At 66.0% G+C, this 23,040-nt stretch carries 24 protein-coding genes; 14 read left to right on the top strand and 10 right to left on the bottom strand.

The annotated features are described in order from the left end of the window. Both QN357_RS00820 and QN357_RS00815 read left to right on the top strand, forming a co-directional pair. Entirely contained in the window at positions 1-1,602 is a 1,602-nt protein-coding gene (locus tag QN357_RS00820) for a VWA domain-containing protein (RefSeq protein WP_134558402.1), read from the top strand. Next, positions 1,589-2,227, top strand: a complete 639-nt coding sequence (locus tag QN357_RS00815; RefSeq protein ID WP_322135839.1) for a hypothetical protein — start codon at positions 1,589-1,591, stop codon at positions 2,225-2,227. The genes QN357_RS00820 and QN357_RS00815 overlap by 14 nt, the downstream gene beginning before the upstream one ends. Before the next feature lies 1 nt (position 2,228). Here the strand turns inward: QN357_RS00815 and QN357_RS00810 are convergent, their stop codons facing one another. Then, positions 2,229-2,858: a dihydrofolate reductase family protein gene (locus QN357_RS00810; protein WP_134446550.1), complete on the bottom strand. Its 630-nt coding sequence runs from the start codon at positions 2,856-2,858 to the stop codon at positions 2,229-2,231. Between the two features lie 134 nt (positions 2,859-2,992). On the opposite strand from QN357_RS00810, the gene QN357_RS00805 reads away from it, so the two are divergent. The 7 genes from QN357_RS00805 to QN357_RS00775 all read left to right on the top strand — a co-directional run bounded on the left by QN357_RS00805 (position 2,993) and on the right by QN357_RS00775 (position 8,295). Then, positions 2,993-3,613 carry a helix-turn-helix domain-containing protein gene (locus QN357_RS00805; protein ID WP_322189681.1) on the top strand — a complete coding sequence of 207 codons (621 nt, stop codon included), beginning with the start codon at positions 2,993-2,995 and terminating at the stop codon, positions 3,611-3,613. 1 nt (position 3,614) lies between these two features. After that, on the top strand, positions 3,615-4,301 hold the full coding sequence (locus QN357_RS00800; protein WP_322140807.1) for an SRPBCC domain-containing protein: 687 nt from the start codon (positions 3,615-3,617) through the stop codon (positions 4,299-4,301). 73 nt (positions 4,302-4,374) lie between these two features. Beyond that, positions 4,375-4,725 carry a hypothetical protein gene (locus QN357_RS00795; protein WP_198413353.1) on the top strand — a complete coding sequence of 117 codons (351 nt, stop codon included), beginning with the start codon at positions 4,375-4,377 and terminating at the stop codon, positions 4,723-4,725. An 11-nt stretch (positions 4,726-4,736) separates the two neighbouring features. Further along, a complete protein-coding gene (locus tag QN357_RS00790; protein ID WP_134558400.1) occupies positions 4,737-5,090 on the top strand; it encodes a VOC family protein in 354 nt (117 codons plus the stop codon). A 267-nt stretch (positions 5,091-5,357) separates the two neighbouring features. Continuing rightward, a complete protein-coding gene (locus tag QN357_RS00785; RefSeq protein WP_323504288.1) occupies positions 5,358-6,482 on the top strand; it encodes a tyrosine-type recombinase/integrase in 1,125 nt (374 codons plus the stop codon). After that, positions 6,479-6,814 (top strand): helix-turn-helix transcriptional regulator, encoded by a 336-nt coding sequence (locus QN357_RS00780; RefSeq protein WP_323504287.1) that lies wholly within the window; start codon positions 6,479-6,481, stop codon positions 6,812-6,814. The genes QN357_RS00785 and QN357_RS00780 overlap by 4 nt, the downstream gene beginning before the upstream one ends. Positions 6,815-7,239: 425 nt before the next feature. Continuing rightward, a complete protein-coding gene (locus QN357_RS00775) occupies positions 7,240-8,295 on the top strand; it encodes a hypothetical protein (RefSeq protein WP_323504286.1) in 1,056 nt (351 codons plus the stop codon). A 159-nt stretch (positions 8,296-8,454) separates the two neighbouring features. Here the strand turns inward: QN357_RS00775 and QN357_RS00770 are convergent, their stop codons facing one another. Further along, entirely contained in the window at positions 8,455-10,821 is a 2,367-nt protein-coding gene (locus QN357_RS00770) for an excinuclease ABC subunit UvrA (protein WP_322140808.1), read from the bottom strand. Positions 10,822-10,972: 151 nt separating this feature from the next. On the opposite strand from QN357_RS00770, the gene QN357_RS00765 reads away from it, so the two are divergent. Further along, positions 10,973-11,566, top strand: coding sequence for an HdeD family acid-resistance protein (locus tag QN357_RS00765; protein ID WP_166787271.1), 594 nt, complete (start codon positions 10,973-10,975; stop codon positions 11,564-11,566). A gap of 5 nt (positions 11,567-11,571) precedes the next feature. Here QN357_RS00765 and QN357_RS00760 read toward each other — a convergent pair whose 3' ends face one another. Beyond that, positions 11,572-12,336 (bottom strand): SDR family oxidoreductase, encoded by a 765-nt coding sequence (locus QN357_RS00760; RefSeq protein WP_134446556.1) that lies wholly within the window; start codon positions 12,334-12,336, stop codon positions 11,572-11,574. 116 nt (positions 12,337-12,452) lie between these two features. Here QN357_RS00760 and QN357_RS00755 point away from each other — a divergent pair, with 116 nt between their 5' ends. The 4 genes from QN357_RS00755 to QN357_RS00740 all read left to right on the top strand — a co-directional run bounded on the left by QN357_RS00755 (position 12,453) and on the right by QN357_RS00740 (position 15,222). Then, positions 12,453-12,923: an NfeD family protein gene (locus QN357_RS00755; RefSeq protein ID WP_134558398.1), complete on the top strand. Its 471-nt coding sequence runs from the start codon at positions 12,453-12,455 to the stop codon at positions 12,921-12,923. Further along, complete coding sequence (locus QN357_RS00750) at positions 12,920-13,930, top strand: SPFH domain-containing protein (RefSeq protein WP_134446558.1); 1,011 nt, start codon at positions 12,920-12,922, stop codon at positions 13,928-13,930. Before QN357_RS00755 ends, QN357_RS00750 begins: the two co-directional genes overlap by 4 nt. Before the next feature lie 4 nt (positions 13,931-13,934). Beyond that, entirely contained in the window at positions 13,935-14,747 is an 813-nt protein-coding gene (locus QN357_RS00745; RefSeq protein ID WP_322140809.1) for a glycerophosphodiester phosphodiesterase family protein, read from the top strand. Between the two features lie 109 nt (positions 14,748-14,856). Further along, positions 14,857-15,222, top strand: coding sequence for an RNA polymerase-binding protein RbpA (locus tag QN357_RS00740; RefSeq protein ID WP_134446560.1), 366 nt, complete (start codon positions 14,857-14,859; stop codon positions 15,220-15,222). A gap of 13 nt (positions 15,223-15,235) precedes the next feature. On the opposite strand, the gene lnt is transcribed toward QN357_RS00740, so the two are convergent. The 7 genes from lnt to QN357_RS00705 are packed head-to-tail and all read right to left on the bottom strand — an operon-like array spanning position 15,236 to position 22,827. Then, positions 15,236-16,933 (bottom strand): apolipoprotein N-acyltransferase, encoded by a 1,698-nt coding sequence (lnt, locus tag QN357_RS00735; RefSeq protein WP_134446561.1) that lies wholly within the window; start codon positions 16,931-16,933, stop codon positions 15,236-15,238. A gap of 9 nt (positions 16,934-16,942) precedes the next feature. Further along, positions 16,943-19,402 (bottom strand): DEAD/DEAH box helicase, encoded by a 2,460-nt coding sequence (locus QN357_RS00730; RefSeq protein ID WP_134446562.1) that lies wholly within the window; start codon positions 19,400-19,402, stop codon positions 16,943-16,945. 9 nt (positions 19,403-19,411) lie between these two features. Further along, the gene (gene tatC, locus QN357_RS00725; protein WP_134446563.1) at positions 19,412-20,164 is read right to left on the bottom strand and encodes a twin-arginine translocase subunit TatC; all 753 of its coding nucleotides are present in this window, start codon (positions 20,162-20,164) and stop codon (positions 19,412-19,414) included. A 47-nt stretch (positions 20,165-20,211) separates the two neighbouring features. Beyond that, on the bottom strand, positions 20,212-20,433 hold the full coding sequence (gene tatA, locus QN357_RS00720) for a twin-arginine translocase TatA/TatE family subunit (RefSeq protein ID WP_134561105.1): 222 nt from the start codon (positions 20,431-20,433) through the stop codon (positions 20,212-20,214). Further along, positions 20,426-20,788: a hypothetical protein gene (locus QN357_RS00715; protein ID WP_322135832.1), complete on the bottom strand. Its 363-nt coding sequence runs from the start codon at positions 20,786-20,788 to the stop codon at positions 20,426-20,428. The genes tatA and QN357_RS00715 overlap by 8 nt, the downstream gene beginning before the upstream one ends. A 3-nt stretch (positions 20,789-20,791) precedes the next feature. Beyond that, positions 20,792-21,802 carry a WYL domain-containing protein gene (locus QN357_RS00710; protein ID WP_322135831.1) on the bottom strand — a complete coding sequence of 337 codons (1,011 nt, stop codon included), beginning with the start codon at positions 21,800-21,802 and terminating at the stop codon, positions 20,792-20,794. Further along, positions 21,799-22,827: a helix-turn-helix transcriptional regulator gene (locus QN357_RS00705; RefSeq protein WP_241984946.1), complete on the bottom strand. Its 1,029-nt coding sequence runs from the start codon at positions 22,825-22,827 to the stop codon at positions 21,799-21,801. The genes QN357_RS00710 and QN357_RS00705 overlap by 4 nt, the downstream gene beginning before the upstream one ends. Positions 22,828-23,040: the final 213 nt, after the last annotated feature.

Here is a 23,040-nt window from a genome sequence, read left to right as displayed (position 1 = left end):
ATGCTTCGCCTCCTGAGGAGCTTCGGCGTGGTCGCGGTCGCGGCGCTGCTGCTGGCGGGCTGCACCGTTGCGCAGCCGAACGAGCAGGACGGCCTGCCCAACGACGCCACGACTCTTCGGGTCCTTGCGGGCAGCGAGGTCAAGGACATGGCTCCGATCCTGGAGTCCGCGGCCGCGGACAAGGGAATCCGGGTGGTCTTCGACTACACCGGCACCCTCGCCGGCACGGAACTCGTCGCATCCGGTCGTGCCGTCGGTCGCTACGACGCGACGTGGTTCCCGAACAACCGCTACCTGTCGCTGCTTCCCGGGGCGGCCAAGGCCGTCTCCTCGAGCGTCAAGATCATGAGCTCCCCGGTCGTCCTCGGGCTTCGGCCCGCAGTGGCGGCGCGGCTCGGCTGGGACTCCGCCCCGCCGACCTGGGCGGACCTCGCCACCGCCGCTGCCGACGGTGAATTCACCTACGGCATGACCAATCCCGCGGCCTCGAACTCCGGGTTCAGCGCCCTCGTGGCGGTCGCGACGGCACTGTCCGGAACGGGAACCGCGCTCACCGATGCGGACGTCACTGCGGTCGGTCCTGAGCTGACCCGGTTCTTCTCCGGGCAGAAACTGACCGCCGGGTCCTCCGGCTTCCTTGCTGACAAATTCGTCGCAGACCCCACCCTCGTCGACGGCGTCATCAACTACGAGTCCGTACTCCTCGGTCTCGCCGGCAAGGGTGCACCGCTCACGATCGTCCGGCCGACCGACGGAGTCGTCACGAGCGACTATCCGCTCACCCTGCTGGCCTCGGCCGACACGGGCAAGCGTCCACTCTTCGACACCCTGACGGCCTGGCTCACCACTGACGCCGTACAGAAGCGAATCGTGTCGGAGACCCACCGTCGGCCAGGCGTTCCCGGGATCGACACCGGGTCGGCCTTCCCGGCCGGCATCCTCTTCGAGACGCCGTTCCCGAACACGCTGGACGTCGCCAACACCCTGATCGCGACCTACCTCGACACGGTGCGGGCTCCCGCGCAGACGCTCTTCGTGCTCGATACCTCCGGGTCGATGGCGGGGGAGCGGCTCACCGCGCTCCAACAGGCGCTCAAGAACCTCGCCGGGGCAGATTCCTCGACGACGGGCGGTTTTGCCGCGTTCCGCAACCGTGAGCGCGTGACCCTGATCCCGTTCAGCACCGCCCCGGATACCCCGACGATCGTCGACGTGCCTGCGGCGGACAAGACCGAGGCCCTGCAACGGATTCGCGATGTCGCGGATGGACTCTCCGCAGACGGCGGCACGGCGATCTATGCCTCGCTGGAGCGGGCGTATGCCCTCGCGCGGCAGCAGAAGGCCGAGCGGCCGGATACCTTCGTCTCGATCGTGCTCATGACCGATGGTGAGAACACCGACGGTGCAACGGCGAAGGACTTCGCGGACTACTACGCGGCCCAGGGTGCGGATACCCGGTCCATCGCGACCTACGTCGTTCTCTTCGGCAATGGCAACGTCGATGAGCTCACGAGCGTGGCGAAGCTCACGGGCGGGCAGGCCTTCGACGCCCTGAACGGCGACCTGTCGAGCGCGTTCCAGGACATTCGTGGGTACCAGTAGCGTGTCGCGGTGGCTCGCCTCCACGAAGAACATCGTGGGTTCGGTACTCGGCATCGCGACCCTCGGCGCGCACGTCGCCGTCGGCCTCGGTCCGCTGTGGCCCGTTGTCGTCGTCGCGATGTACGCGGTCGGCGCGCTCGTCGCACCGCGAGACAGGGTGGACCTGCGGCCGGGACCACTGCATGGAGACGGGGGAGTGGCGTCAGCCGCGGACCTTGCTGCCCAGCTGGCCGTGCTGAGGAGATCGATGACGGCGGAGAACCGCCGCCTGCCGGACGAAGCGACCTCGAGGCTCGCCCGAATCCTGGATGCCCTCGATCAGGTCATCGCCCGCTGGACGGACCTGACCGAAGCGGCCGATCAGGCTCACACGGTAGAGCAGATGATCCTCGACTACCTGCCCACGTCGATCCAGCGGTTCCTGAACCTGCCGCGGAGCTTTGCGATCGCAAGCCGGGTCGAAGGGAAGAAGACGGCTGAGGACGAACTGATCGAGCAGTTGGACATCCTCGAGACGGAGAGCGATCGCATCCGCACCGCACTCTACGCGAAAGACCTCGCGGCGCTCGAAGACCAGAGTCGTTTCCTGCGTGAGAAATTCGGCCGATCCGAACTGGACCTCTGATTCAGGCGAGCCCGGGCAGGGGGACCGGCGGCGCCGGTGCGACGGGGGCCGCTGGGCGATAGGTCGCGATGATGACACCCGTGCTCGTCGTCGTGCTGTCGACGAGGTCGAGGGATGCCGAGGGGCCACCGTCCGGGAAGAGGCGTCGACCGGTGCCGAGCACCAGGGGGTGGATCAGGAGCGTGTACTGGTCGATCAGGCCCCAGCGCATCAGTGCACGCACGAGCTCGCCGCTGCCGAGGATCACGATGTCCTTGCCGGGCTGCTGGCGCAGTTCCGCGACGGTCGTCGTCGCCTCACCGCTCAGGAGGATCGAGTTGTTCCAGGCCAGGGGGCCGGGGAGGGTCATCGACGTCACGTACTTCGGGATGTTGTTGATCACCTCGGTATACGGGTTCTCCAGGGTCATCGCCGGCCAGATCGAAGCGAAATCCGCGTACGTCTTGCGTCCGAAGAGCAGGGCGCCGGCATCGCCGATTCCCGCGGCCATGACGCTGCCCATCACCGAGTCGGCATAGGGCTGGGCCCAGCCGCCGAGGTCGAAGCCGTCCCGGCGATCCTCGTTCGCCCGGCCGGGCGCCTGCATCACGCCATCGAGGGTCACGCTGTTGGTGACCACGATTCTGCTCATCGAAATCCTTTCCTCCGTCTGCAAACTTACTGCCCGATGCCGAATCTCCTAATTCGGGGGACAACAGATGACGCCTGCTCCAGACAGCCTTTCACCTTCTTGACAAAAAATATTGTCGGTGGAAGGCTGGTTGCATGCTCGAAGTCGCCGTCATCGACACCGCCGGAGCGGCGGCAGCGTCGCTCGAGCCCACACGGAGCCGGCTGCTCGCCGAGCTCGGCGAACCGGGTTCGGCCACGACCCTGGCGGCCAGGCTCGGCCTGCCGCGCCAGAAGGTCAACTATCACTTGCGCGAACTGGAACGCCACGGTCTCATCGAACTCATCGCCGAGCGTCGCAAGGGGAACATGACCGAGCGGGTGATGCGGGCGACGGCACAGTCATTCGTGATCTCGCCAACGGCGCTCGGGGGAGTGGCTCCCGATCCGCGGCGTGGCGTGAATGAATTCTCGGCGCGCTGGATGCTCGCGGTTGCCGCCCGGCTCGTCCAGGAGGTCGGAATCCTGCTCGACCGCGCGGGGCGCGCACACCGCCCGCTTGCCACATTCACAATCGACAGCGAGCTGCGCTTCGCTTCGGCGGCCGATCGTGCCGATTTCAGCGCGGAACTCGCTCTCACGGTCGCCACCCTCGTCACGCGCTACGACGCGCCGCAGTCCCCGGGCGGTCGCGCCCACCGGCTCGTCCTCGCGCTGCACCCGAGCATCACCCGACCTCCGGAAGAACCCGGTAACCCAGCAGACAAGGAGAACTGACATGAGCAAGGACTTCGAGATCGTCGTCGAGGGGGAGTTCCCCGGCGATCCTGAACAGATGTGGGACGCCATCACCCAGAACACGGCGGCGTGGCTGTTCCCGACGGACGACATGCCCGGGGTTGACCTGGTCTCGGAGCGCCCGACCCATCACGTGAATCGGATGGAGGGACCCGACGGCTGGTTCAACCAGCTCGAACAGGTCATCGAACCGCGTCCGGGTGGGCATTCGTTCCTCCGCTGGGTGCACAGCGGCGTCATCCAGGACGACTGGGACAACCAGTACGACAGCGCGAGCAAGCACACCCTGTTCTACCTGCACACCCTGTCCGAGTACCTCGAGCACTTCGCCGGCCGCAGTGCCGTCTACGCCGATGTCCAGGGACCGGAGGCCTCTTGCGGTCCCGAGGGATTCGAGACGCTCCGGAGCGCACTGGGTTTGACTCCCACGTCGGCCGTGGGGGAGACCGTCACCGTCGCCCTGCCCGGAGTCCCGGCGGGAACGGCAAGCGTCGACTGGAACGCAGAGCACTTCATCGGCCTCCGCACGGCCGACGGTCTCTACCGATTCTTCGGTCGGAACGCCTTCGGTGCTGTCGTCGGGCTGACCGTGCACCGGTTCGGCGACATCGGGAGCGCGGGACTTCCCGAGGACTGGAAGACCTGGCTCGACGCCCTGTATGGCTGACGCCGGTCGGGAAGCAACGTCCGGGGACGTCGGACCTCTGGAAACCGTGTGCCTCGCGCGCTACCGTGGCAGCATGAGCGCAATGGATCTGGCCACCCTCCGCCGCCTGGCCGCGGAGGGCAACGAAGAGGCCGCGAACCGGCTCGCCGAACTCGCGGCGACTCGCGGCGACCTGGCCGAACTGCGCGAGCTAGTGGATTCCGGCAACGAACTCGCCGGCGAGAAGCTCGCGCAGCTCGCGGGGGAGCGCGGCGACATCGACGAGTTGCGCCGTCTGGTCGGCGCGGGAAACGAACTGGCGGCAGACAAGCTGGCCCAGTTCGCCGCGGCGCGGGAGGACATCGACGAACTCAGCCGTCTCGCCGACGAGGGCAACGAGGTTGCTGCGACACTCCTGACCCAGCTCATCCGTGGAACCGGGTAGGGGAGCCAACCATGGCAGTGACGGGTATCGGCGGGCTCTTCTTCCGCAGCAATGATCCGGACACCCGGGCGGCCTGGTACCGGGAGCACCTCGGTATCGAAGCGGGCCAGGCCGGCGTCTGGCAGCAGCAGGCAGGCCCGACCGTGTTCGCGCCGTTCCCCTCCGAAAGCGACTATTTCTCAGAGAAGCACTCGTTCATGCTCAACCTCCGTGTGACGGACCTCGACGCGCTCACCGCACGGCTCACGGCGGCGGGAGTCCACGTCGAGCGTCGCCCAGAGTGGGATACGACCGACTACGGCCGCTTCGCCCGCATCCACGATCCCGAGGGGCTTCCGATCGAGCTCTGGGAGCCTCCGGCCTGAACGGGCCGGATCGCATCAGCCTACCCATTCGCCCTGCCAACTGACATAATGTGCATTATCGGTCATTAACTAAGACCAATTGCATCTGATGCGATAACCCGTCTTCCGGTGCTATAGCGGCTAATTGCAGCCAATTCGCTAGCCCCTGGAGATTATTTTCGGTTCGCTCGATCTGACGAAACATACTCAAGCCCATTGATTTATTGGGTTGCGAGCCTTATCGTTCATCTAACGAATGATTCCACCATCTGATCGTGGAGGCTTGAAATGGCTGGACGTCGATCCGAGGCCGGCTTCGCTCCTGAGATTCTTCGGTCGAGCAGTTCCATTCTTTTGCGCCCCGACGAGCAAACGTTTGCGGCAATGTTGACGGGCTGGGCGGACCAGCAGACGGCTCGTGGGCTGGTCCAAACGACGATTCAGCCGCGGTTGGACCTCGTTCGCCATTTCCAGGCATTTGTAAACGACTACCCGTGGAAGTGGACGGCTGGGGATCTCGAGGACTTCATGACCGAGCAAGGCGGTCGCAAGATCGCGGCAAGTACGGCGCGGACCTATCAGTCGTCAATCCGCCTCTTTCTCGACTTTGTTTGCGATCCGCGGTACGAATGGACATCGGTCTGTGAACGTCTCTTTGGCGATCATCCTGTTCAGATCTGCTTCGACTGGAACACGAGGATTCATACCCAGGACTATGAGGGTCGCCCACAGCGCAGGTCTCTTACCCGAATCGAGCTACAGAAGTTGTTCGACCATGCGGACGATGAGGTCATCCGGCTGCGTAAGTCCAATAACAAGGGGTGGCTTCCCGCACAGCGCGATGCCACTGCGTTCAAGGTCGCTTATGCCTTTGGGCTTAGGCGCCGAGAGTTCCAAATGCTTGATCTTGAAGATTTCGGGTCCAATCCGCATGCGCCAGAATTCCGCGACAAGGGAGTTCTGTACGTGAGATGGGGAAAGGCGATCAAGGGCGGCGCACCGCGCAGGAGGTCCGTTCTGACTATCTTCCCGTGGTCCGTCGATGTTCTGGATGAATGGGTAGCGGACTATCGCCGTCAGTTCGCCACAGCTGCCCGTGGATCCGCCCTCTGGCCGAGCGAACGTGTTGGCAGGGTTGGTCCCGAAGCTTTGGGGCGCCGGTTCGCAGGCTGGCGAGATGAGGTTGGGCTCCCGACTGAGATCGGGCCCCACTGCCTGCGGCACTCTTACGTCACCCACCTCATCGAAGACGGCTACGACCCACGATTCGTCCAGGAGCAGGTCGGACACTCCCACGCATCGAGCACCTCCATCTATACCTCGGTGTCGTCTGACTTCCGGACGCGAACTCTCCGAAACGTCCTCGACGCCGGCATGGCCGAAGCGCTCACTCAGAAAGAAGCCATCTCATGACCACTAGACGGAAGCTCGACTACAACTGGAACCTGAGAGGGCTGATGGCAGCCCACAACCTCTGGAAGACGACCGACTTAGCTCCCCTGCTCCGTGACCGAGGAATCAACCTCTCTGCGGCACAGGTCTATAGGCTGGTTGCGGAAAAGCCAGAGCGACTCTCGCTTCGCACCCTCGTTGCCCTCTGCGACATCTTCGATTGCTCGCCAAACGAACTGGTTGAGCCATTCGTTCAGACTGCCGAGCATCGAAAGGCCGTCAACTCGGCCGAAGTGATAGACATCAGCACTGAGAAGCGGCCGGTCAGAGCTCAGATCGTTCCCGATAAATGAGCCGGCCCAAAAAGCCGGAGGATCCAGAGAGCTTCGATCCGTGTGCTCGTTGCGACATGGCTTACGTCCCTGCAGCTCGCTGGCCAGAAGGGCTCATCTGCGGATACTGCTACATGGCTGCGAAGCGGACGCACGGAGCCTGCGCAGCCTGTGGCCACGTTGGAGTGCTCCCCGGAATCAGCTCAGTGGGCAACACCTGCCGATCCTGCAGCGGAATTTCCCTCAATGTCGACTGCGTTGAATGTGGTCAGGAGTCTGAACTCTATCGGGGCAACCGCTGCTTGCGGTGCGTTCTCAAATCAGAAGCTGCCGCAGTCCTTTCAAACTCAACTGGCGTCCTCAGGCCACAGCTCCAGCCGATCCTCGACGCCCTGGGGTCAATGGAGCGACCGAATAGCGGTCTCACTTGGCTCAAACTCCCCCGCGTGAACGAGCTGCTGAGATCTCTCGGTAGCGGCGATGTCGAGCTCACCCACGAGGCTTTCGACGACCTTCCTCGGTCGAGGACCGTCGACTACATCAGGGAGTTGCTGATCACGCACGGCACGCTGCCGCCGCGCGACCGCTATCTTGAGGAGTTCCGTATCTGGTCGGAAGCGAAGATTCAAACACTGGTTGACGCGGAGCACAGCTCGATAATGCGACGCTTTCTTCGTTGGCACCAAAACAAACGGCTTCTCGAAAAGTTCCGGACGGCCGGCGCGGTCGACGTCGGCCTTTTCCTAAGCGTGAAGCAGACCACAACGGTCGCGGTCGAGCTGCTCAATTGGCTGTCGGATTCGGACACCCGGCTTGGCAACATGGGCCAGGCCCACCTCGACCGATGGCTAAGCAGTGGCCCGTCGACCAGGCAACACGCCCATATGTTCCTCTACTGGGCCATGGAACATCGGTTAGTCCGCAGACTCGAGTTGCCTAAACGCAATCTTGCTAATCGGGGAGGATATGGTCACGCGGAACGGATAGCAGGGATCCGCCGGGTCATCACAGATGATGAGCTGTTGCCCAACCTTCGAATTATTGGAGGCCTCGTTTTGATATTCGGCCAACCCTTAAATCGCATCATGGCCATGCAATTGGACCAGGTTCGAGAGATCGCCGATGGCATTCAACTCCGCATCGTGGACGACTGGATTTCTATCCCAGCGCCCTTTGACGCGATGATGCGCGCTTGGGTCGCGAATCGGACGAACCTACAGACAGCCGCTCACAAGAACTCTCCATGGCTCTTCCCCGGGACGTTCCCCGGGAGGCACCTCGCGCCGGCCTACACCAGCATCGCGCTGGCACGCGAAGGTATTCCGACATCCCTGGGTAGGACAGCTGCTTGGCGAGACATGGTCCTTTTGGGTGCGCCAACAATTCTGGCAGCGCAGCTTGGCATGTCCGAGGACATCGTTCAGAGACACGCCCTGCTCGCCGGAGCAACCTTCGCTCGCTACGCGGGACTAGCCATGGGTCCTGGCTTCTCGGAGCCTTAGCCAGGAGCGGATCAGCAACACGACATGGTTGCACACGCATCGTTGCCGGTAACCGGATGCCTGTAATCTGAGCCGTGTCGTCGTTGTTTTGTCGTCGTTGTTTTGTCGGCGTTATCGCGTCGGATTCTGTCTGACGGCCAGCGGAGCCGGGCGGCCCGGTCAGGCGCCGACGTACGCAGCGAGGAACTGGCCGGTGAGGGTGGACCGGGCGGCGACGAGATCGGCGGGCGTTCCTTCGAAGACGATCCGTCCGCCGTCGTGGCCCGCACCGGGGCCGAGGTCGATGATCCAGTCGGCGTGTGCCATGACCGCCTGGTGGTGTTCGACGACGATCACGGACTTGCCGGAGTCGACCAGCCTGTCGAGCAGGCCGAGAAGCTGCTCGACGTCGGCGAGGTGGAGGCCGGTGGTCGGTTCGTCCAGGACGTAGATGTCGCCTTTCTCTGCCATCTGGCTCGCGAGCTTGAGCCGCTGTCGTTCGCCCCCGGACAGGGTCGTCAGCGGCTGTCCCAGGCCGAGATAGCCGAGTCCGACATCGGCCAGCCGGACGAGGATCGCGTGAGCGGCGGGCGTGCGCGCCTCCCCCGAACCGAAGAAACTTTCGGCCTCGGTGACCGACATGGCAAGGACCTCGCTGATGTCGCGCCCGCCGAGGTGGTAGTCGAGCACGGATGCCTCGAACCGCTTGCCCTCGCAGACCTCGCAGGTCGTCGCGACGGTGGCCATCACGCCGAGGTCGGTGTAGATGACGCCTGCCCCGTTGCAATTGGCGCAGGCGCCCTCGGAGTTGGAACTGAACAGCGCAGGCTTGACCCCGTTGGCTTTGGCGAAGGCCTTGCGGATCGGCTCGAGCATTCCGGTGTACGTCGCCGGGTTGCTGCGTCGGGAACCCCGGATGCCACCCTGGTCGATCGACACCACATCCGCGCCTGCCGGGATGGAACCGTGCACGAGCGAACTCTTTCCCGACCCGGCCACCCCGGTCAGCACGACGAGCACGCCGAGCGGGATGTCGACGTCGACGCCCTGCAGGTTGTTCCTCGTTGCGCCGCGGATCTCGAGCGCCCCCCTGGGCGTGCGCACGGTGTTCTTGAGGGCGGAGCGGTCGTCGAAATGACGACCGGTCAGGGTGCCGCTGGATCGGAGTTCCTCGACGGTGCCCTCGAAGCAGACCGTGCCGCCGGCCGTTCCCGCGCCAGGGCCGAGGTCGACGACGTGGTCGGCGATCACGATCGTCTCCGGCTTGTGCTCGACGACGAGCACCGTGTTTCCCTTGTCCCGCAGCTGCAGCAGCAACGTGTTCATCCGTTCGATGTCATGGGGGTGCAGCCCGATGGTGGGTTCGTCGAAGACGTAGGTCACGTCGGTCAGCGAGGATCCCAGGTGCCGGATCATCTTGGTGCGCTGGGCTTCACCGCCGGAGAGGGTGCCGGCCGGCCGGTCAAGGGAGAGATAGCCCAGTCCGATCTCGACGAAGGAATCGAGGAGCTGGCGCAGCGCGGTCAGGAGCGGCAACACGGAGGGTTCGTCGAGAGCGCGAACCCACCCGGCCAGGTCGCTGATCTGCAGGGAGCAGGCATCCGCGATACTGATGCCTGCGACCTTCGAGGACCGCGCGGCCGCACTGAGGCGGGTCCCCCGGCACTCCGGGCAGGTCGTGAACGTGACCGCGCGGTCCACGAACACGCGGATGTGCGGCTGCATCGCCTCGCGGTCTTTGGAGAGGAAGGCCTTCTGGACCTTGGGGACCAGACCCTCGTAGGTCATGTTGATGTCCCCCACCTTCACCTTGGTCGGTTCCCGGTACAGGAAGTCCTCGAGCTCCTGCGCGCTGTAGTCGCGGATCGGCTTGTCCGCGTCGAGGAAGCCCGACCCCGTGAAGATCCGCACGCCCCAGCCGTCCGGGGTGTAGCCGGGAATCGTGAGCGCACCCTCGTTGAGCGATTTGGCGGAATCATAGAGCTGGGTGAGGTCGATGTCGTTGACCGTGCCCATGCCCTCGCACCGGGGGCACATGCCGCCGGTGATCGTGAAACTGCGTCGTTCCTTCACGGTCTTGCCCGCCCGTTCGAGCGTGACCGCTCCCGCTCCGCTGATCGAGGCGACGTTGAAGGAGTACGCCTGCGGCGAGCCGATATGCGGCTGCCCCAGCCGGCTGAAGAGGATGCGCAGCAGCGCGTTCGCGTCGGTCGCGGTTCCGACCGTTGACCGGGAATTGGCGCCCATGCGCTCCTGGTCGACGATGATCGCGGTCGTGAGCCCCTCGAGCACGTCCACATCCGGCCGCGCGAGGGTCGGCATGAAGCCCTGCAGGAAGGCGCTGTACGTCTCGTTGATCATCCGCTGGGACTCTGCGGCGATCGTACTGAACACGAGGGAACTCTTTCCCGAACCGGAGACGCCGGTGAACACCGTCAGGCGACGTTTCGGGATGTCGATGGTGACGTTCTTGAGGTTGTTCTCCCTCGCGCCCTGAACCCGAATCAGATCGTGGATGTCGGCGGCGTGCGGAGGAAGACTCATCATGGCTCCATTCAACCAGCATCGCGCAATGCGCGAGCGGGGTGAACTCCCCCGGCGACCATTGCGCGCCAGGGGCCGTCCTCGCTACAGTCTGGGTGACCGAACCAGACGCCCAGGCGTCCCCAGTGGTATTTCGAGTCCGAGGAGCGCAGTCATGTCTCATCCCGTCACCGAATTCGATCTCACGGTGGACACGAGCCGCCTGAGCAAGCCCGAACTGACCACGATGCGAACCGCCATGGCCGTCGGCGGGGTCGTCGCCATCGTGCTCGGCGTGATGATCCTGGTCTGGCCGGGAGCGACGCTCACCATCGTGGCCGTCCTCTTCGGCCTCTACTTCCTGATCGGCGGAATCGTCCGGATCGTGCGCGGCATCGTCATGGCCGGCGGCGGCGCAGGCGTCCGGGTGCTGAACATCCTGCTCGGTGTGCTGCTGCTCGTCGCCGGTGTCATCGCGATCCGCAATCCGATCGGGACGATCGCCGTGCTCGGCATGGTCATCGGGATCTCGTGGCTGATCGAGGGTGTTGCGGCGCTCGTCGAAACGGCCTCGGACTCGAGCAGGTGGTTCGGCATCCTCTTCGCTGTGATCAGCATCGTGGCCGGAATCGTGGTGCTGCTCTCCCCCGTGAACTCGCTCGGCGTGCTCGTCATCGTCGGCGGGGTGTTCCTGATCGTGTCCGGCCTGGTCCAGCTGGTTGTGTCGTTCACGCTCGGACGCGGCGCGCGCACCAGCGTCACAGACTGACCTCGCTAGTCGGTGACCATGTCGGTGGTGTCGCCGACGTACCGGGTGTTGCCCGCGGGAACCGGCTCGACGGCGGCCAGGGCCACCTCTGCGGCGAATTCGCTCACGTTGTACAGGCGACCTGCGGCGACCTTGCGGGCGCTCATCGTTCCGGGGCTCGAACGCTCGAGGAGCGTCGCGGTGACGGTGCCCTCGATAATGTCTCCGGAGACCACGACGAAACCGATGCCTTCGGAGTCGAGTTCGGGGATGAGCGCGCGCAGCGCGTCCTCACCCGCACGCTTGCTCCGCGCGACCGGTACGTACTCCGGCATGGTCGGGGCTGTCTCGAAGAAGTGCGCCTGGTGGCTCGTGACGAACACGACCCTGGCGCCGGCGCCCAGCAGGGGGCGAGCGGCCGCGAGCAGGTTGAGCTGGGCATCCCGGTTGAGCTTCATCGCGTAGTCGGGGGCCATCCCGGTTTCCATGCCGCCTGAGGCATTCATCACGAGGATGTCGAGTCCGCCGTATTCCGCGCGGATCGTTTCGATCATGGCTGCGACCGAGGCCTCATCGGTGAGGTCGGCGCCCGCGGTGATGGCCGTTCCGCCGGCCGCGCGGATGGCGTCGGCGACTTTGATCGCCCGCGCCTCCTTGTTGCGGAAGTTGATGACGACGCTCGCTCCGGCCTCCGCGAAGATTCCGACGGTCGCGGCTCCCACGCCCCGGGAAGAGCCGGTGACGAGGACACGCTGTCCGTTCAGTGAACCTGCGGCAAGTGGGTTGGTCACACGAACTCCTCAAATAACGAACTGGGTCTAGCAGAAGACCTTACCAAGAACCCCGACCCCGCCCTTGTCGGCACACCTGCTAGTTTGAGAAGGGGAACACAATGGGGAGGGTCACTATGGACGTATTCGCTGCGAATTACGCGTGGGTTGTCTGGCTGGTGCTCATATTGATCTTCATCACGATCGAGATGGTCACTCTTGACCTCACGTTCCTGATGATTTCCCTTGGCAGTCTCGGCGGCCTGATTTCCGGCCTGTTCGGTGTGCCGTGGTGGGGCCAGCTCGTGATCGCGGCGCTCCTGTCCATGGTGCTGCTGCTCGGCATCCGCCCGCCCCTGCTCCGGGTGCTCAAACGAGGTGGCGACCCGACCCTCAGCAACGTCGACGCCCTCCTCGGCCAGGACGGTCACATCGTGAGCTCGACCGGCGCCCTCGCCCAGGTGCGCCTCGCGAACGGTGAGACCTGGACCGCGCGCTTCTCCCCCCTCGTCGAGCCGGCCGTTTTTACGCCGGGCGAACGCGTCATCGTCATCGCCATCGACGGGGCGACCGCAGTGGTCATCCCCGCAGAAAGGAACATTTCATGAATGATCCGACCCAGGTCGTCGTGCAGGTGATCGTTGTGGCCTTCGTCGCGGCGCTGGTCATCTTCGTGATCGTCACCCTCGCGAAATCCATCCGCATCATCCCCCAGGCCAGGGCCGGGGTCGTGGAAAGGCTGGGCAGGTACCACAAGACGCTCATGCCCGGCCTCAACATCCTGATCCCGTTCGTCGACAGGCTGCGTCCCCTCATCGACCTGCGCGAGCAGGTCGTGTCCTTCCCGCCCCAGCCGGTGATCACCGAGGACAACCTCGTCGTGTCGATCGACACGGTCGTGTACTTCCAGGTGACGGATGCCCGGGCAGCGACCTATGAGATCGCCAACTACCTGGGCGCGGTCGAACTGCTCACGACGACGACCCTCCGTAACGTCGTCGGCGGGCTGAACCTCGAGGAAGCGCTTACGAGCCGTGACAACATCAACGGCCAGCTCCGCATCGTTCTCGACGAAGCAACGGGCAAGTGGGGCATCCGGGTCGGCAGAGTCGAGCTCAAGGCCATTGATCCGCCGCACTCCATCCAGGACTCGATGGAGAAGCAGATGCGCGCCGAGCGTGACCGTCGCGCGCTGATCCTGACCGCAGAGGGCACCAAGCAGTCCGCCATCCTCACGGCGGAGGGCGCCCGACAGGCGGCCATCCTCTCCGCGGAGGGCGACGCGAAGGCGGCTGTGCTGCGGGCCCAGGGTGAGGCCGAGGCCATCACGACCGTGTTCCGGGCGATCCACGAAGGCGACCCCGACCCGAAACTCCTCGCCTACCAGTACCTGATGACCCTGCCGAAGCTCGCAGAGGGCAGTGCGAACAAGCTGTGGATCGTGCCGAGCGAACTCACCGAGGCGATGAAGGGCATCGGCCGCGCTTTCGGAGAGCGGCCCGTCGCCGGTTCCTCCACCTCCCCGGCCGCCGCTCCCCCGGCTGCCGCGTCCGCCGGGCCGTCCGTGGAGATTCCCGCCGACGCGCCGGCCGGCTCACACGCCGCAGAGGGGTAGCCCCGTGGTTTCGGGCGGCCCCCCTGCATTCCTGGCCGGGTCGCCCCCGCGCATTTTCGCGCACCGCGGCCTCGCACTGAACGCCCCCGAGAACACGGTCCTCGCCTTCCGGCACGCGCTCGAGCACGGCGCGACCCACCTGGAGACCGACGTGCACGCCTCCCGTGACGGGGTCGCCGTGCTCAGTCATGACGCGAGTCTGGCACTGCCCGAGTTGGACATCCCGCTCGAGGAGCTGCGTATCGCCGAACTGCAGCGGATCGACCTCGGCTACGGCCAGTCCTTCTCCTCACTGACGGAAGCCCTCGAGGCCTTCCCGGAGGCGCTGTTCAACCTCGACGTGAAATCCGAGGGCGCCATTGCCGCGACGGCGGCCGCCGTTCTTGCGGCGGGAGCGACCGGGCGGGTCCTGGTGACCTCGTTCTCCGAGGAACGACGCAGGAAGACGCTCCGGCTCCTTCCCGGAGTCGCGTCGAGCGCGTCCGCGCCGGTTGTGGCTCAGTCCGTTGTCGCCGCGCGGCTCGGGAACAGGGCGCTGCTGCGACGCGTTCTCAACGGATGCGTTGCGGTCCAGGTTCCGGAGTCGGCATCAGTGCTGCGAGTGGTGACACCCCACTTCGTAAGGGCCATCCACTCGGCGGGCGTCGAGGTTCACGTCTGGACGGTCAACGACCCCGCCGCCATGGAACGACTGCTGGACACCGGTGTCGACGGCCTTGTCACCGACCGACCAGACCTCGCCGCCGCGCTCGTGGACCGCAGATCCGACCGTGGAACCGACCGCGGAACAGCCCGCGACACGCCCGGCATGCCATAAATCCCACTTCCGAAACTGAGAGTTATCACCGAGTAGGGGCATAACGGAAAGATAACGCCCAGCTTGACGGTTTATAACTGAGAGTTGCATCGCGAGAGGAGACCACACAATGGCGGATCGCAGTTTGCGTGGCATGAGGTTGGGCGCACAAAGCCTTCAAAGCGAAGAGGGCGTAACCTTTTCACCACGAGTTAGTCACACATACCTGTGTGCAACGTGCTCACGAGAGACGGTGATGATCTTTTCGGCGGAGGCGGAAGCCCCCGACGAGTGGGAATGCCGGTTCTGTTCCCAGACGGCCACCCGGCTCGTCGATTCCAAGCCCGTCATCGTCGATCACTCGGCCGAGAAGGTACCGCGCACACACTGGGACATGCTCCTGGAACGTCGCACCCGTCCCGAGCTCGAGGAACTGTTGCAGGAGCGCCTCGCGTTCCTCCGCGCACGTCGCGGCCAGCAGAAGATCGGCGCCTGACACCGAGCAGACACTACGCACGCACCCGATTCCGTCGGGTGCGTTCTGCGTTAACCGGCCGGATCGATGCCACCTCTGCACGCCGGCGCGCATCGCTCCGGGCGGACGGCGCGAAGAACAGGCAGAAGACGAGCCCCGCGAGTCCGAGCCCGGAGACAAGCCACTCGATGCCCCGACCGGCAACCATCGCGGGGGTCAGCGTCGTGCTGAGCGGAACGGTCTGCACCATGGCCCCTGGCACCCACGTCGGCAGGCTGTCCATCGTGTGGCCGTCGGGCGCGATGATGGCGCTCGACCCGACCGTCGAAATATTGACGACGGTCCGCCCGGCCTCGATTGCGCGCAGACGGGCGATCGCGAGCTGCTGGACGCTCTCGTCCGTGTGCCCGAAGTCGGCGTTGTTGGTCTGCGCCAGGATGACCGTGGCCCCGGAGTCGATCATCTGGTGAACCAGCTGGTCGTCTGCGATGTCGAAGCAGATCGCGATGCCGGCCAGGATCCCGTTGACGTCGAAGACGTTCGGCTGGGTGCCGAGCTGGTAGTCCCGCGAGATCAGGTCGATCAACTCCGGGGCAAAGGGGCGCCAAAATGCCCGATCAGGCATGTATTCTGCGAACGGTACCGGGTGGACCTTGTCGTAGAGCGCTGTGACGCCCTCCCCCGCCTTCCAGAGCAGGCTCGTGTTGTAGTACTTGCCGTCCCGGTACGTGATCGTTCCCGTGATGAGCGGGGCCACCATCGCGCGGCTGACGTAGTCGAGGACGTCGGCGGCGTCCTGCGACCGGGTCGGGTCGATGTCACTGCCGTTCTCCGGCCACACGACGAAGTCGACCGGCTGCCCGACGAGCGGGAGGGTGGCTGAGGTGTGGTCGGCGAGGATCTGCCCCGGCGAATACCGCGCAAAGAGCCCGGCATCGGAAGCGCCCTGGACGGCGGCGATCCTGGCCTCCCCCGACTGGGCGATGGACACCGCCGGCACGAGGAGGAGCAGGGCGACGGATGCCGTGAGCACGGTCCACCTGGCCAGCACGCCCCAGCCCACCTCACGCAGCAGCTGCAGCGCGAGGGCACTCAGCCAGACGATCAGGAAGGTGAGCCCGGACATCCCGACCCAGGCGACGAGGCCGGCAAACGGACTCTCCGACTGCGAGATCGCCACGCGGCCCCAGGCGAAGCCGCCGTACGGCCAGACCGCGGAAATCGCCTCACGCGCCGTCCAGAGGCCGGCCACGACCAGCGGAACCATGCCCAGGCGTCCCCATCGGGTCGGCCAGGCCAGCGGTCCGCGGTTGAGGACCACGGCGATGAGCCACAGCCCGACGCCGAAGAAGATCGCCTCGAGTCCGCCGAGGGCGAGCCAGGGCACCGGGCCGAGGTAGAGGGTGATCCAGCTGATGTGGATCAGCCAGAAGGACAGTCCGGCGACCATGCCGACCAGAAGCGCCGGTCCCGGCCGGCGGCCGAGCAGGGCGAGGAACATCAGCAGTACGCCGACCGGAGCGAGGATCCACCAGGAGCGGTCGGGGAACCCGCCGTCGAGGATGGCGCCCGCGCCCGCTGCCAGCACCAGGGCGGCCGGGAGCGGCAGGCGGAAGTCCCCGCGGTCCGCGGACCTCCCGACGCGGTTCACCTGTACGTCGACACGGTTCACCGGGGCGACACTCACCGGCACGACACTCACCGGCACGACACCCGCCTGCACGACACTCATCTGCACGGCCTAGGCGAACGACGAGTATGCGACGATGCCGCGTCGAATGGCATCGAGCGCGATCCGGGCTGTCGCGCCGACCGGGGCATCGGCGACGACGGACAGCTGATCAAGGAGGTCGATGGTCTGCTTGGTCCAGCGTACGAAGTCCCCCGCGGCCATTTCGGCCTCGTCGAGGACGTCGATGAGCGAGCCGTCACGGGCCCATTTCCACATGGCAAGGCTGAGTCCGACCGCGAGCGGGTTACTGCCAGGCAGCTGGTGGTCCCGTTCGAGGTCGTCGAGGCGGCTCCAGAGCTCCTGGGTGTCGTGCAGGGCTGCGCGGAACGGGCCCCGCGGCAGGTAGCGCTCGTCGATCAGTCCCTCTTCGCGTCTTGGTTCGAAGACGAGGGCGCAGGCCATCGCCGCGAGCCCGGCCGGGTCGAGGTCGTTCCACAAGCCGCGGCGCAGGGACTCGGCGACGAGCAGGTCCCTGTCGGCATAGATCCGCCGGAGGATGAGGCCGCTCTCGCTCAGGGTCACCGCACCGTCCCGGTCTTCGAGCAGGTAGCCGTAACCGAGGAGGACCTCGGTGACGCGGTCGAAGACGCGGGCGACGGCTCCCGTGCGGGTCGTGATCTGCTTGGTGAGGGCATCCGTTTCCCGACGCAGTTTCCACCACCGCTGCGCCCAGCGGGCGTGCGACTCGCGCTCGGGGCAGTTGTGGCACGGATGCGCGCGCAGCCGCTTCCGGAGGCTCGCGAGCTCGCGCTGGCGGCGTTCCTTCGCCGCGCGGGCGCCGGTCTCCCCCGTGAGCGTCTCGCGTTCGACCTCGGTGAGCCGGCGGCGGATCGCCGAGTACTCGGTGAAGTCTCCGAGGTGGCAGACCATCGAGGCGGCGAAGCCCGTGAGGGATTCCTCCTGCTGGCGGACGGCCCTGGCCATGTCGACGACAGCCCTGTCGGCCTGGAACTGGGCGAATGAGGATTCCAGGACCGTGCGGGTGCGGTCACGGCCGAACTGGTCGATCAGGTTCACGGCCATGTTGTAGGTCGGCTTGAAGCTCGAATTGAGCGGGTACGTGCGCCGGGAGGCGAGCGATGCGACGGTCTGCGGGTCGAGTCCTGAGGCCCACTGGATGACCGAGTGGCCTTCGACGTCGATGCCGCGGCGGCCGGCGCGGCCGGTGAGCTGGGTGTACTCCCCCGGCGTGATCGGGACCCGGGCCTCGCCGTTGAACTTCTCGAGCTTGTCGAGGACGACGGTTCGCGCGGGCATGTTGATCCCGAGGGCGAGGGTCTCCGTCGCGAAGACCGCTTTGACGAGCTTCTTCTGGAAGAGTTCCTCGACGACCTCCTTGAAGGCGGGGAGCATGCCGGCATGGTGGGCGGCGACGCCGCGTTCGAGACCGTCGAGCCATTCGAAGTAGCCGAGCACGCCGAGGTCCTCGTCGAGCAGGGTGCGGCAGCGTTCGTCGACGATCGCACGGATCTCGGCCCGTTCCGCGGCATCGGTCAGGCGGACGCCTGCCCGCAGGACCTGGTTGACCGCCTGGTCGCAGCCGACCCTGCTGAAGATGAAGAAGATGGCGGGGAGCAGATGCTTGCCGCCGAGGAGCCGGACGATCTCGGCTCTGTCCATCCTGCCCGGTTCGAAGGTCGAACGCGGGGGCTGCGCGCGGCCGCGGTTGCCCCCGTGCCTGCCGTCCTGGCGGACGGAGACCCCGCGGCCCGCGCCCTGGGCCAGACGGACCAGTTCCGGGTTCACCCGGTGCGTTCCCGCGGCGCCCGCAGCGTCGAACAGGTCGAGCATCTTGCTCTTGACGAGCACATGCTGCTCGAGCGGCACCGGCCGTTCCTCGGAGACGATCACGTCGGTCTCGCCGCGAACGGCCTGCAGCCAGTCGCCGAACTCCTCCGCGTTGGACACGGTCGCACTCAGCGACACCATCCGCACGTTCTGGGGCAGGTGGATGATGACCTCTTCCCACACGGCGCCGCGGAACCGGTCGGCGAGGAAGTGCACTTCGTCGAGCACCACGAAGGCGAGGTTGGTGAGCAGGTCAGAGTCCGCGTAGAGCATGTTGCGCAGCACCTCGGTCGTCATGACGACGATCCGGGCCTGCGGGTTCACGTTGGTGTCGCCGGTGAGGAGGCCGACTTCGTCCGCCCCGTACTCGGCGACGAGCTCCTGGAACTTCTGGTTGCTGAGCGCCTTCATCGGGGCGGTGTAGAAGACCTTTTTGGTCGACTGCTTCATCGCCAGGTAGATCGCGAATTCCGCGATCAGGGTCTTGCCCGCTCCGGTCGGTGCCGCCACGAGGACGCTGTTGCCGTCCTCGAGGGAGGCGCAGGCGGCGATCTGGAACGGGTCGAGGTCGAACCGGAGGCCGGCTCGGAAAGCTGAGAGCCTGGGGCGGCTCGCCCGGTCGCGGGCCGCTGCGAAGCGCTCGGCCGGCGTCGGCTCGGCCGGGGTCTGGAGAGAGGTCATGGTCGACGCCTAGAGCGCCAGCTCCTGTTCGAATGCGAGGGCGCGCCGGGCGGCACGCCGGTCGTGCAGCACGGCCACCCCGTACGCGGCGAAGTACAGCACCACCATGGGGATGGCGAGGAGGAACATCGACACGACGTCAGCGGCGGGGGTCGCGATCGCGGTGAAAAGGATGATCACGAGGATGGCGACCCGCCAGGACTTGATGATCGACTGCGCACTGATCACCCCGGCGAAGTTCAGCAGCACGATGAAGACGGGCAGCACAAATGCGATCCCGATCGCGACGACGAGTTTCAGCACGAAATCGAAATAGCTCTGAGCGGTGATGAGCGCGGCGTCCTGCGACGGTGCAAAGCCGGTCATGAGTTCAACGACGTGCGGGAGGACATAGAAGCCGGCGGCACAGCCCGCCAGGAACAGCGGCACCGCGGTGAAGAAGAAGCCGAAGGTATAGCGCTTTTCCGTGCGGGTCAGGCCCGGCATCAGGAACGCGAAGACCTGGTACAGCCACATCGGGCTCGAGATGACGATTCCGACGTAGACGGAGATCTTGAGCTTGAGGTCAAAGGCGCTCGTGATGTCCGGGTAGTTCAGCTGCGCGCTGCGCCCCTGTGCCGACGCGATCGTGTAAATCGGCTCCCTGAGGGCGTTCCACACGAAGTCGGACAGGAAATAGCCGATCACGGCGCCGACGAGTATTCCGGCTGCCGCGAGGAAGAGGCGTTTCCGCAGCTCGAGCAGATGCTGTCCGAGGGACATCTTCCCGTCGGAGTTCGTGCGCCGAGGAGTGCGCCCAGGCACGGAGGTTACGGCTTTGTCGTCGGATCGGGCGCGTCGACTCCCGGGGCGGAGTCCGTCCCCGGTGCGCTCTTCGTCTCAGCGGGCTCATCGCTGCGGATCTCGCTCTTGAAGATCTTCATCGACTGGCCGAGGCTGCGCGCGAGTGCGGGAAGCTTGGGCGCACCGAAGAGCAGCAGAACGATGACAAGGATGATCAGGAAGTGCCATCCGGTCAGGTTGTTAAGCATGAGGGCGTGTCCTCTTCATCGGTGGGTCTGGTCTAACGATCGGGCCGTGTTGCAACAGCTTACCTCTGGCGATCCGACGATCGCGCCGTTCCTGCCTGGAGCGTTCACGCGCGGTGCGGTGCAGGTCGACGGTCAGGGCGAGTTCGTTCACGTCCGCGAAGATCGCAGGACGCCGCGGCGGCCGTGTCTCCTCGGCCGGGTCCGTGTCGAGTTCCCCGACGAGGTCACCGAGCGCGCCGACTGCATCCGCGAGCGCCATCAGCTTCCGGAAGAGCATGACGGCGAACCAGGCCAGCATGCCGAGGAGGACGAGCACCAGGCCGGTCCAGCTCAGGAGCCAACTCCACCACGGCATCGGCTACTCCCCCGGCCCTGCCGGTGCACTGGGTGCCGCAGGCTCCGAATACCGTGCCGCGCCGGCATCCGCCCACGCGCGCACGATCTCGCGAGCGGCGGCGGGCTCGACGACGGTCACGACCCCGGAGAGACCCGCGACGAGGCGTTTGAGTGCGTGGTAGTGCGAGACACGCAGGGTCGCCCTGACCCGGTCACCCGCGAGGTGCTGGACCGGGCGGCCGGAGAGGTAGTCGCCCAGGAGCGGCAGCGCACCGGCAGCGAGCTCCACGACGACGTCCAGGTCGGATTCGGAGCCCTGGAACAGGGTCTCCGGCAGCACGAGTTCCTCGGTGCGGCTCGTCACGGGGCGATCGGTGACGGTGAGGGCGCTCATCCGGTCGAGCCGGAACGTCCGGACGGCTCCGCGCAGGTGGCACCAGCCGCGCAGGTACCAGTCCCGGTCGACGGATTCGACGCGGAGCGGGTCGACGTAGCGTTCTTCCTGCCCGCCGCGGGCGTTCAGGTAGTCGAACCTGACCTGGACGCCGGAGCGCAGTGCGGACTGGATAAGGGAGATGGCGTCTCCCGAGGTACGAGCGGATACGGCGAGCTGGCTCGGCGCGGCGGTGGCGCTCCGGCTGAGCTTGGCCATCAAGGATGCGATCGCATCCCGGTCGGCGTTCTCGGGAAGCGAGGAGAGGTATTGCAGTCCTGCGATGAGCGCGGCGGCCTCGCGGGCGGAGAACCGTGGCGAGTCCTCGATCGCCACGAGGTGGGTCAGCACGATCGTGTCGTCGGCCTCGAATTGGCCCCACTCGATGTCGAAGAGATCCCCTGGCAGGTACTGGCTCGTGTCTCCGGGCACCCCGGAAACGGCGATGAGGGTGACCGCGTCGCGCACCCGCTCTGGCGCGACGCCGAAGTGAGCGGCGACGTCCGTGACGCTGATGCCGTCGTGGTCGATGAGATAGGGAACGAGCGAGAGCAGGAATGTGAGCTTGTCGGGGGCGCCGAGGGGCACGCGGGGGGTCATGAACGCACCTCGAGCGGCTCATGGGCGTCGCGGACGCGGAGCAGCCGGTCGAGCACGGCGTCCCGGAGGGCCGGCGGGGAGAGCACGAGGACCTCGGGACCGAACCCGGAAAGCTCGTCCGCGAGGATGTTGAGGTCCGTGTAGTGCAGGACGAGTGCCGCGATCGGCTGGGCGCCGCCGGAGGCATCCGCCGCCCGTTTGCCGAGACGCACCGCGGCATCGCTGCCCGGGAGGACCTCGATCTCAGCGACGTTGGCCGCGGAGAGCGCATCGAGTTCGGCGAGGGCGGTCTGGCCGGCGTCCGGCCCGGATTCGGGTGCGACCAGGTCGGGGACGACCACGACCGGTCCGACGATGCGGGACAGCAGGAACGTGCGGGTCGCCCCGGCGTCGAGGTCGGTACCGAACAGGTGCCAACGGCTTTCGTGCTGGACGACGGCGCGCGGCGCCACCTGACGGCGCCGGGGCGCCGCCTCGCCGGGCTTGAGGTAGAGGAAGGAGACCACGTGCGCGCGGTCCATGGCCTTGCTGAGCGGTTCGAAGGACGCGTCGCGGACCCGGAGGGTCGGGGCGTACCCGAGCACGGGGTCGCCGTCCGCTCCGCCGAGCGCGTTGAGCTTGGTCAGGGCGCGCCGGGACTCCGCCGAGAGCGATCCCTCGCGCCACACGGTCGCGGCGAGCTTGAGCAGCATCAGTTCGTCACCGGAGAAGGACACGTCGGTCGGAAGTTCGTAGAGCCCCTTGGGGATCCGGTAGCGCAGGTACCGGTTATTGCCGGGATCGTCGGGCTGTTCGACGGTCTCGAGCGGGATTCCGAGTTCGCGGATGTCGTCCTTGTCCCGCTCGAACTGCCGTTCCAGGCTCGCATTGTCGCCGCTGTGCACGTAGCGCTGCCGGTAGCCCTGAACGGTCGAGAGGATGTCGGCCTTCGTGAGGCCGATTTCGGTCGCTATCAGGGCCAGCACGAGGCTGAACAGGCGTTCTTCAACCGTGACGCGGTTGATCGGTTCGGGGGTCGTCGACACCCCGTGAGTCTAACCGAGCGCCGGCACACCGACCGTGTCGCGGAGCGAGAAGCGGAGGCGACTCGTTGCCCGGGTCACTGGTCATGCGCGGTTGGGCGGTCCGGTGAGGACTTGGTGGGCGCGGTGCCGGTTCGGCGGCCGCCAGAGTCGTTGCGGATCGATCAACCCAGGGGCCCGCACTTGCGGTGAGCCCTTCACCATGCGGATCTCCCA

The organism is Cryobacterium sp. RTC2.1, assembly GCF_035018685.1.
Classification (GTDB): Bacteria; Actinomycetota; Actinomycetes; order Actinomycetales; family Microbacteriaceae; genus Cryobacterium; species Cryobacterium glucosi.
The sequence above is the reverse complement of the archived record's forward strand: the minus strand, read 5'-3'. Positions and strand labels throughout refer to the sequence as shown.

Bases quoted from the DNA above. Each gene is read 5' to 3' on its own strand.
- QN357_RS00730 (WP_134446562.1), bottom strand. From the start codon at position 19,402: ATGACCTCTCTCCAGACCCCGGCCGAGCCGACGCCGGCCGAGCGCTTC.
- QN357_RS00805 (WP_322189681.1), top strand. From the start codon at position 2,993: ATGCTCGAAGTCGCCGTCATCGACACCGCCGGAGCGGCGGCAGCGTCG.
- QN357_RS00810 (WP_134446550.1), bottom strand. From the start codon at position 2,858: ATGAGCAGAATCGTGGTCACCAACAGCGTGACCCTCGATGGCGTGATG.
- QN357_RS00820 (WP_134558402.1), top strand. From the start codon at position 1: ATGCTTCGCCTCCTGAGGAGCTTCGGCGTGGTCGCGGTCGCGGCGCTG.
- QN357_RS00795 (WP_198413353.1), top strand. From the start codon at position 4,375: ATGAGCGCAATGGATCTGGCCACCCTCCGCCGCCTGGCCGCGGAGGGC.
- lnt (WP_134446561.1), bottom strand. From the start codon at position 16,933: ATGAGTGTCGTGCAGGCGGGTGTCGTGCCGGTGAGTGTCGTGCCGGTG.
- tatA (WP_134561105.1), bottom strand. From the start codon at position 20,433: ATGCTTAACAACCTGACCGGATGGCACTTCCTGATCATCCTTGTCATC.
- QN357_RS00740 (WP_134446560.1), top strand. From the start codon at position 14,857: ATGGCGGATCGCAGTTTGCGTGGCATGAGGTTGGGCGCACAAAGCCTT.
- QN357_RS00770 (WP_322140808.1), bottom strand. From the start codon at position 10,821: ATGATGAGTCTTCCTCCGCACGCCGCCGACATCCACGATCTGATTCGG.
- QN357_RS00800 (WP_322140807.1), top strand. From the start codon at position 3,615: ATGAGCAAGGACTTCGAGATCGTCGTCGAGGGGGAGTTCCCCGGCGAT.
- QN357_RS00750 (WP_134446558.1), top strand. From the start codon at position 12,920: ATGAATGATCCGACCCAGGTCGTCGTGCAGGTGATCGTTGTGGCCTTC.
- QN357_RS00710 (WP_322135831.1), bottom strand. From the start codon at position 21,802: ATGACCCCCCGCGTGCCCCTCGGCGCCCCCGACAAGCTCACATTCCTG.
- tatC (WP_134446563.1), bottom strand. From the start codon at position 20,164: ATGTCCCTCGGACAGCATCTGCTCGAGCTGCGGAAACGCCTCTTCCTC.
- QN357_RS00765 (WP_166787271.1), top strand. From the start codon at position 10,973: ATGTCTCATCCCGTCACCGAATTCGATCTCACGGTGGACACGAGCCGC.
- QN357_RS00780 (WP_323504287.1), top strand. From the start codon at position 6,479: ATGACCACTAGACGGAAGCTCGACTACAACTGGAACCTGAGAGGGCTG.
- QN357_RS00755 (WP_134558398.1), top strand. From the start codon at position 12,453: ATGGACGTATTCGCTGCGAATTACGCGTGGGTTGTCTGGCTGGTGCTC.
- QN357_RS00785 (WP_323504288.1), top strand. From the start codon at position 5,358: ATGGCTGGACGTCGATCCGAGGCCGGCTTCGCTCCTGAGATTCTTCGG.
- QN357_RS00715 (WP_322135832.1), bottom strand. From the start codon at position 20,788: ATGCCGTGGTGGAGTTGGCTCCTGAGCTGGACCGGCCTGGTGCTCGTC.
- QN357_RS00790 (WP_134558400.1), top strand. From the start codon at position 4,737: ATGGCAGTGACGGGTATCGGCGGGCTCTTCTTCCGCAGCAATGATCCG.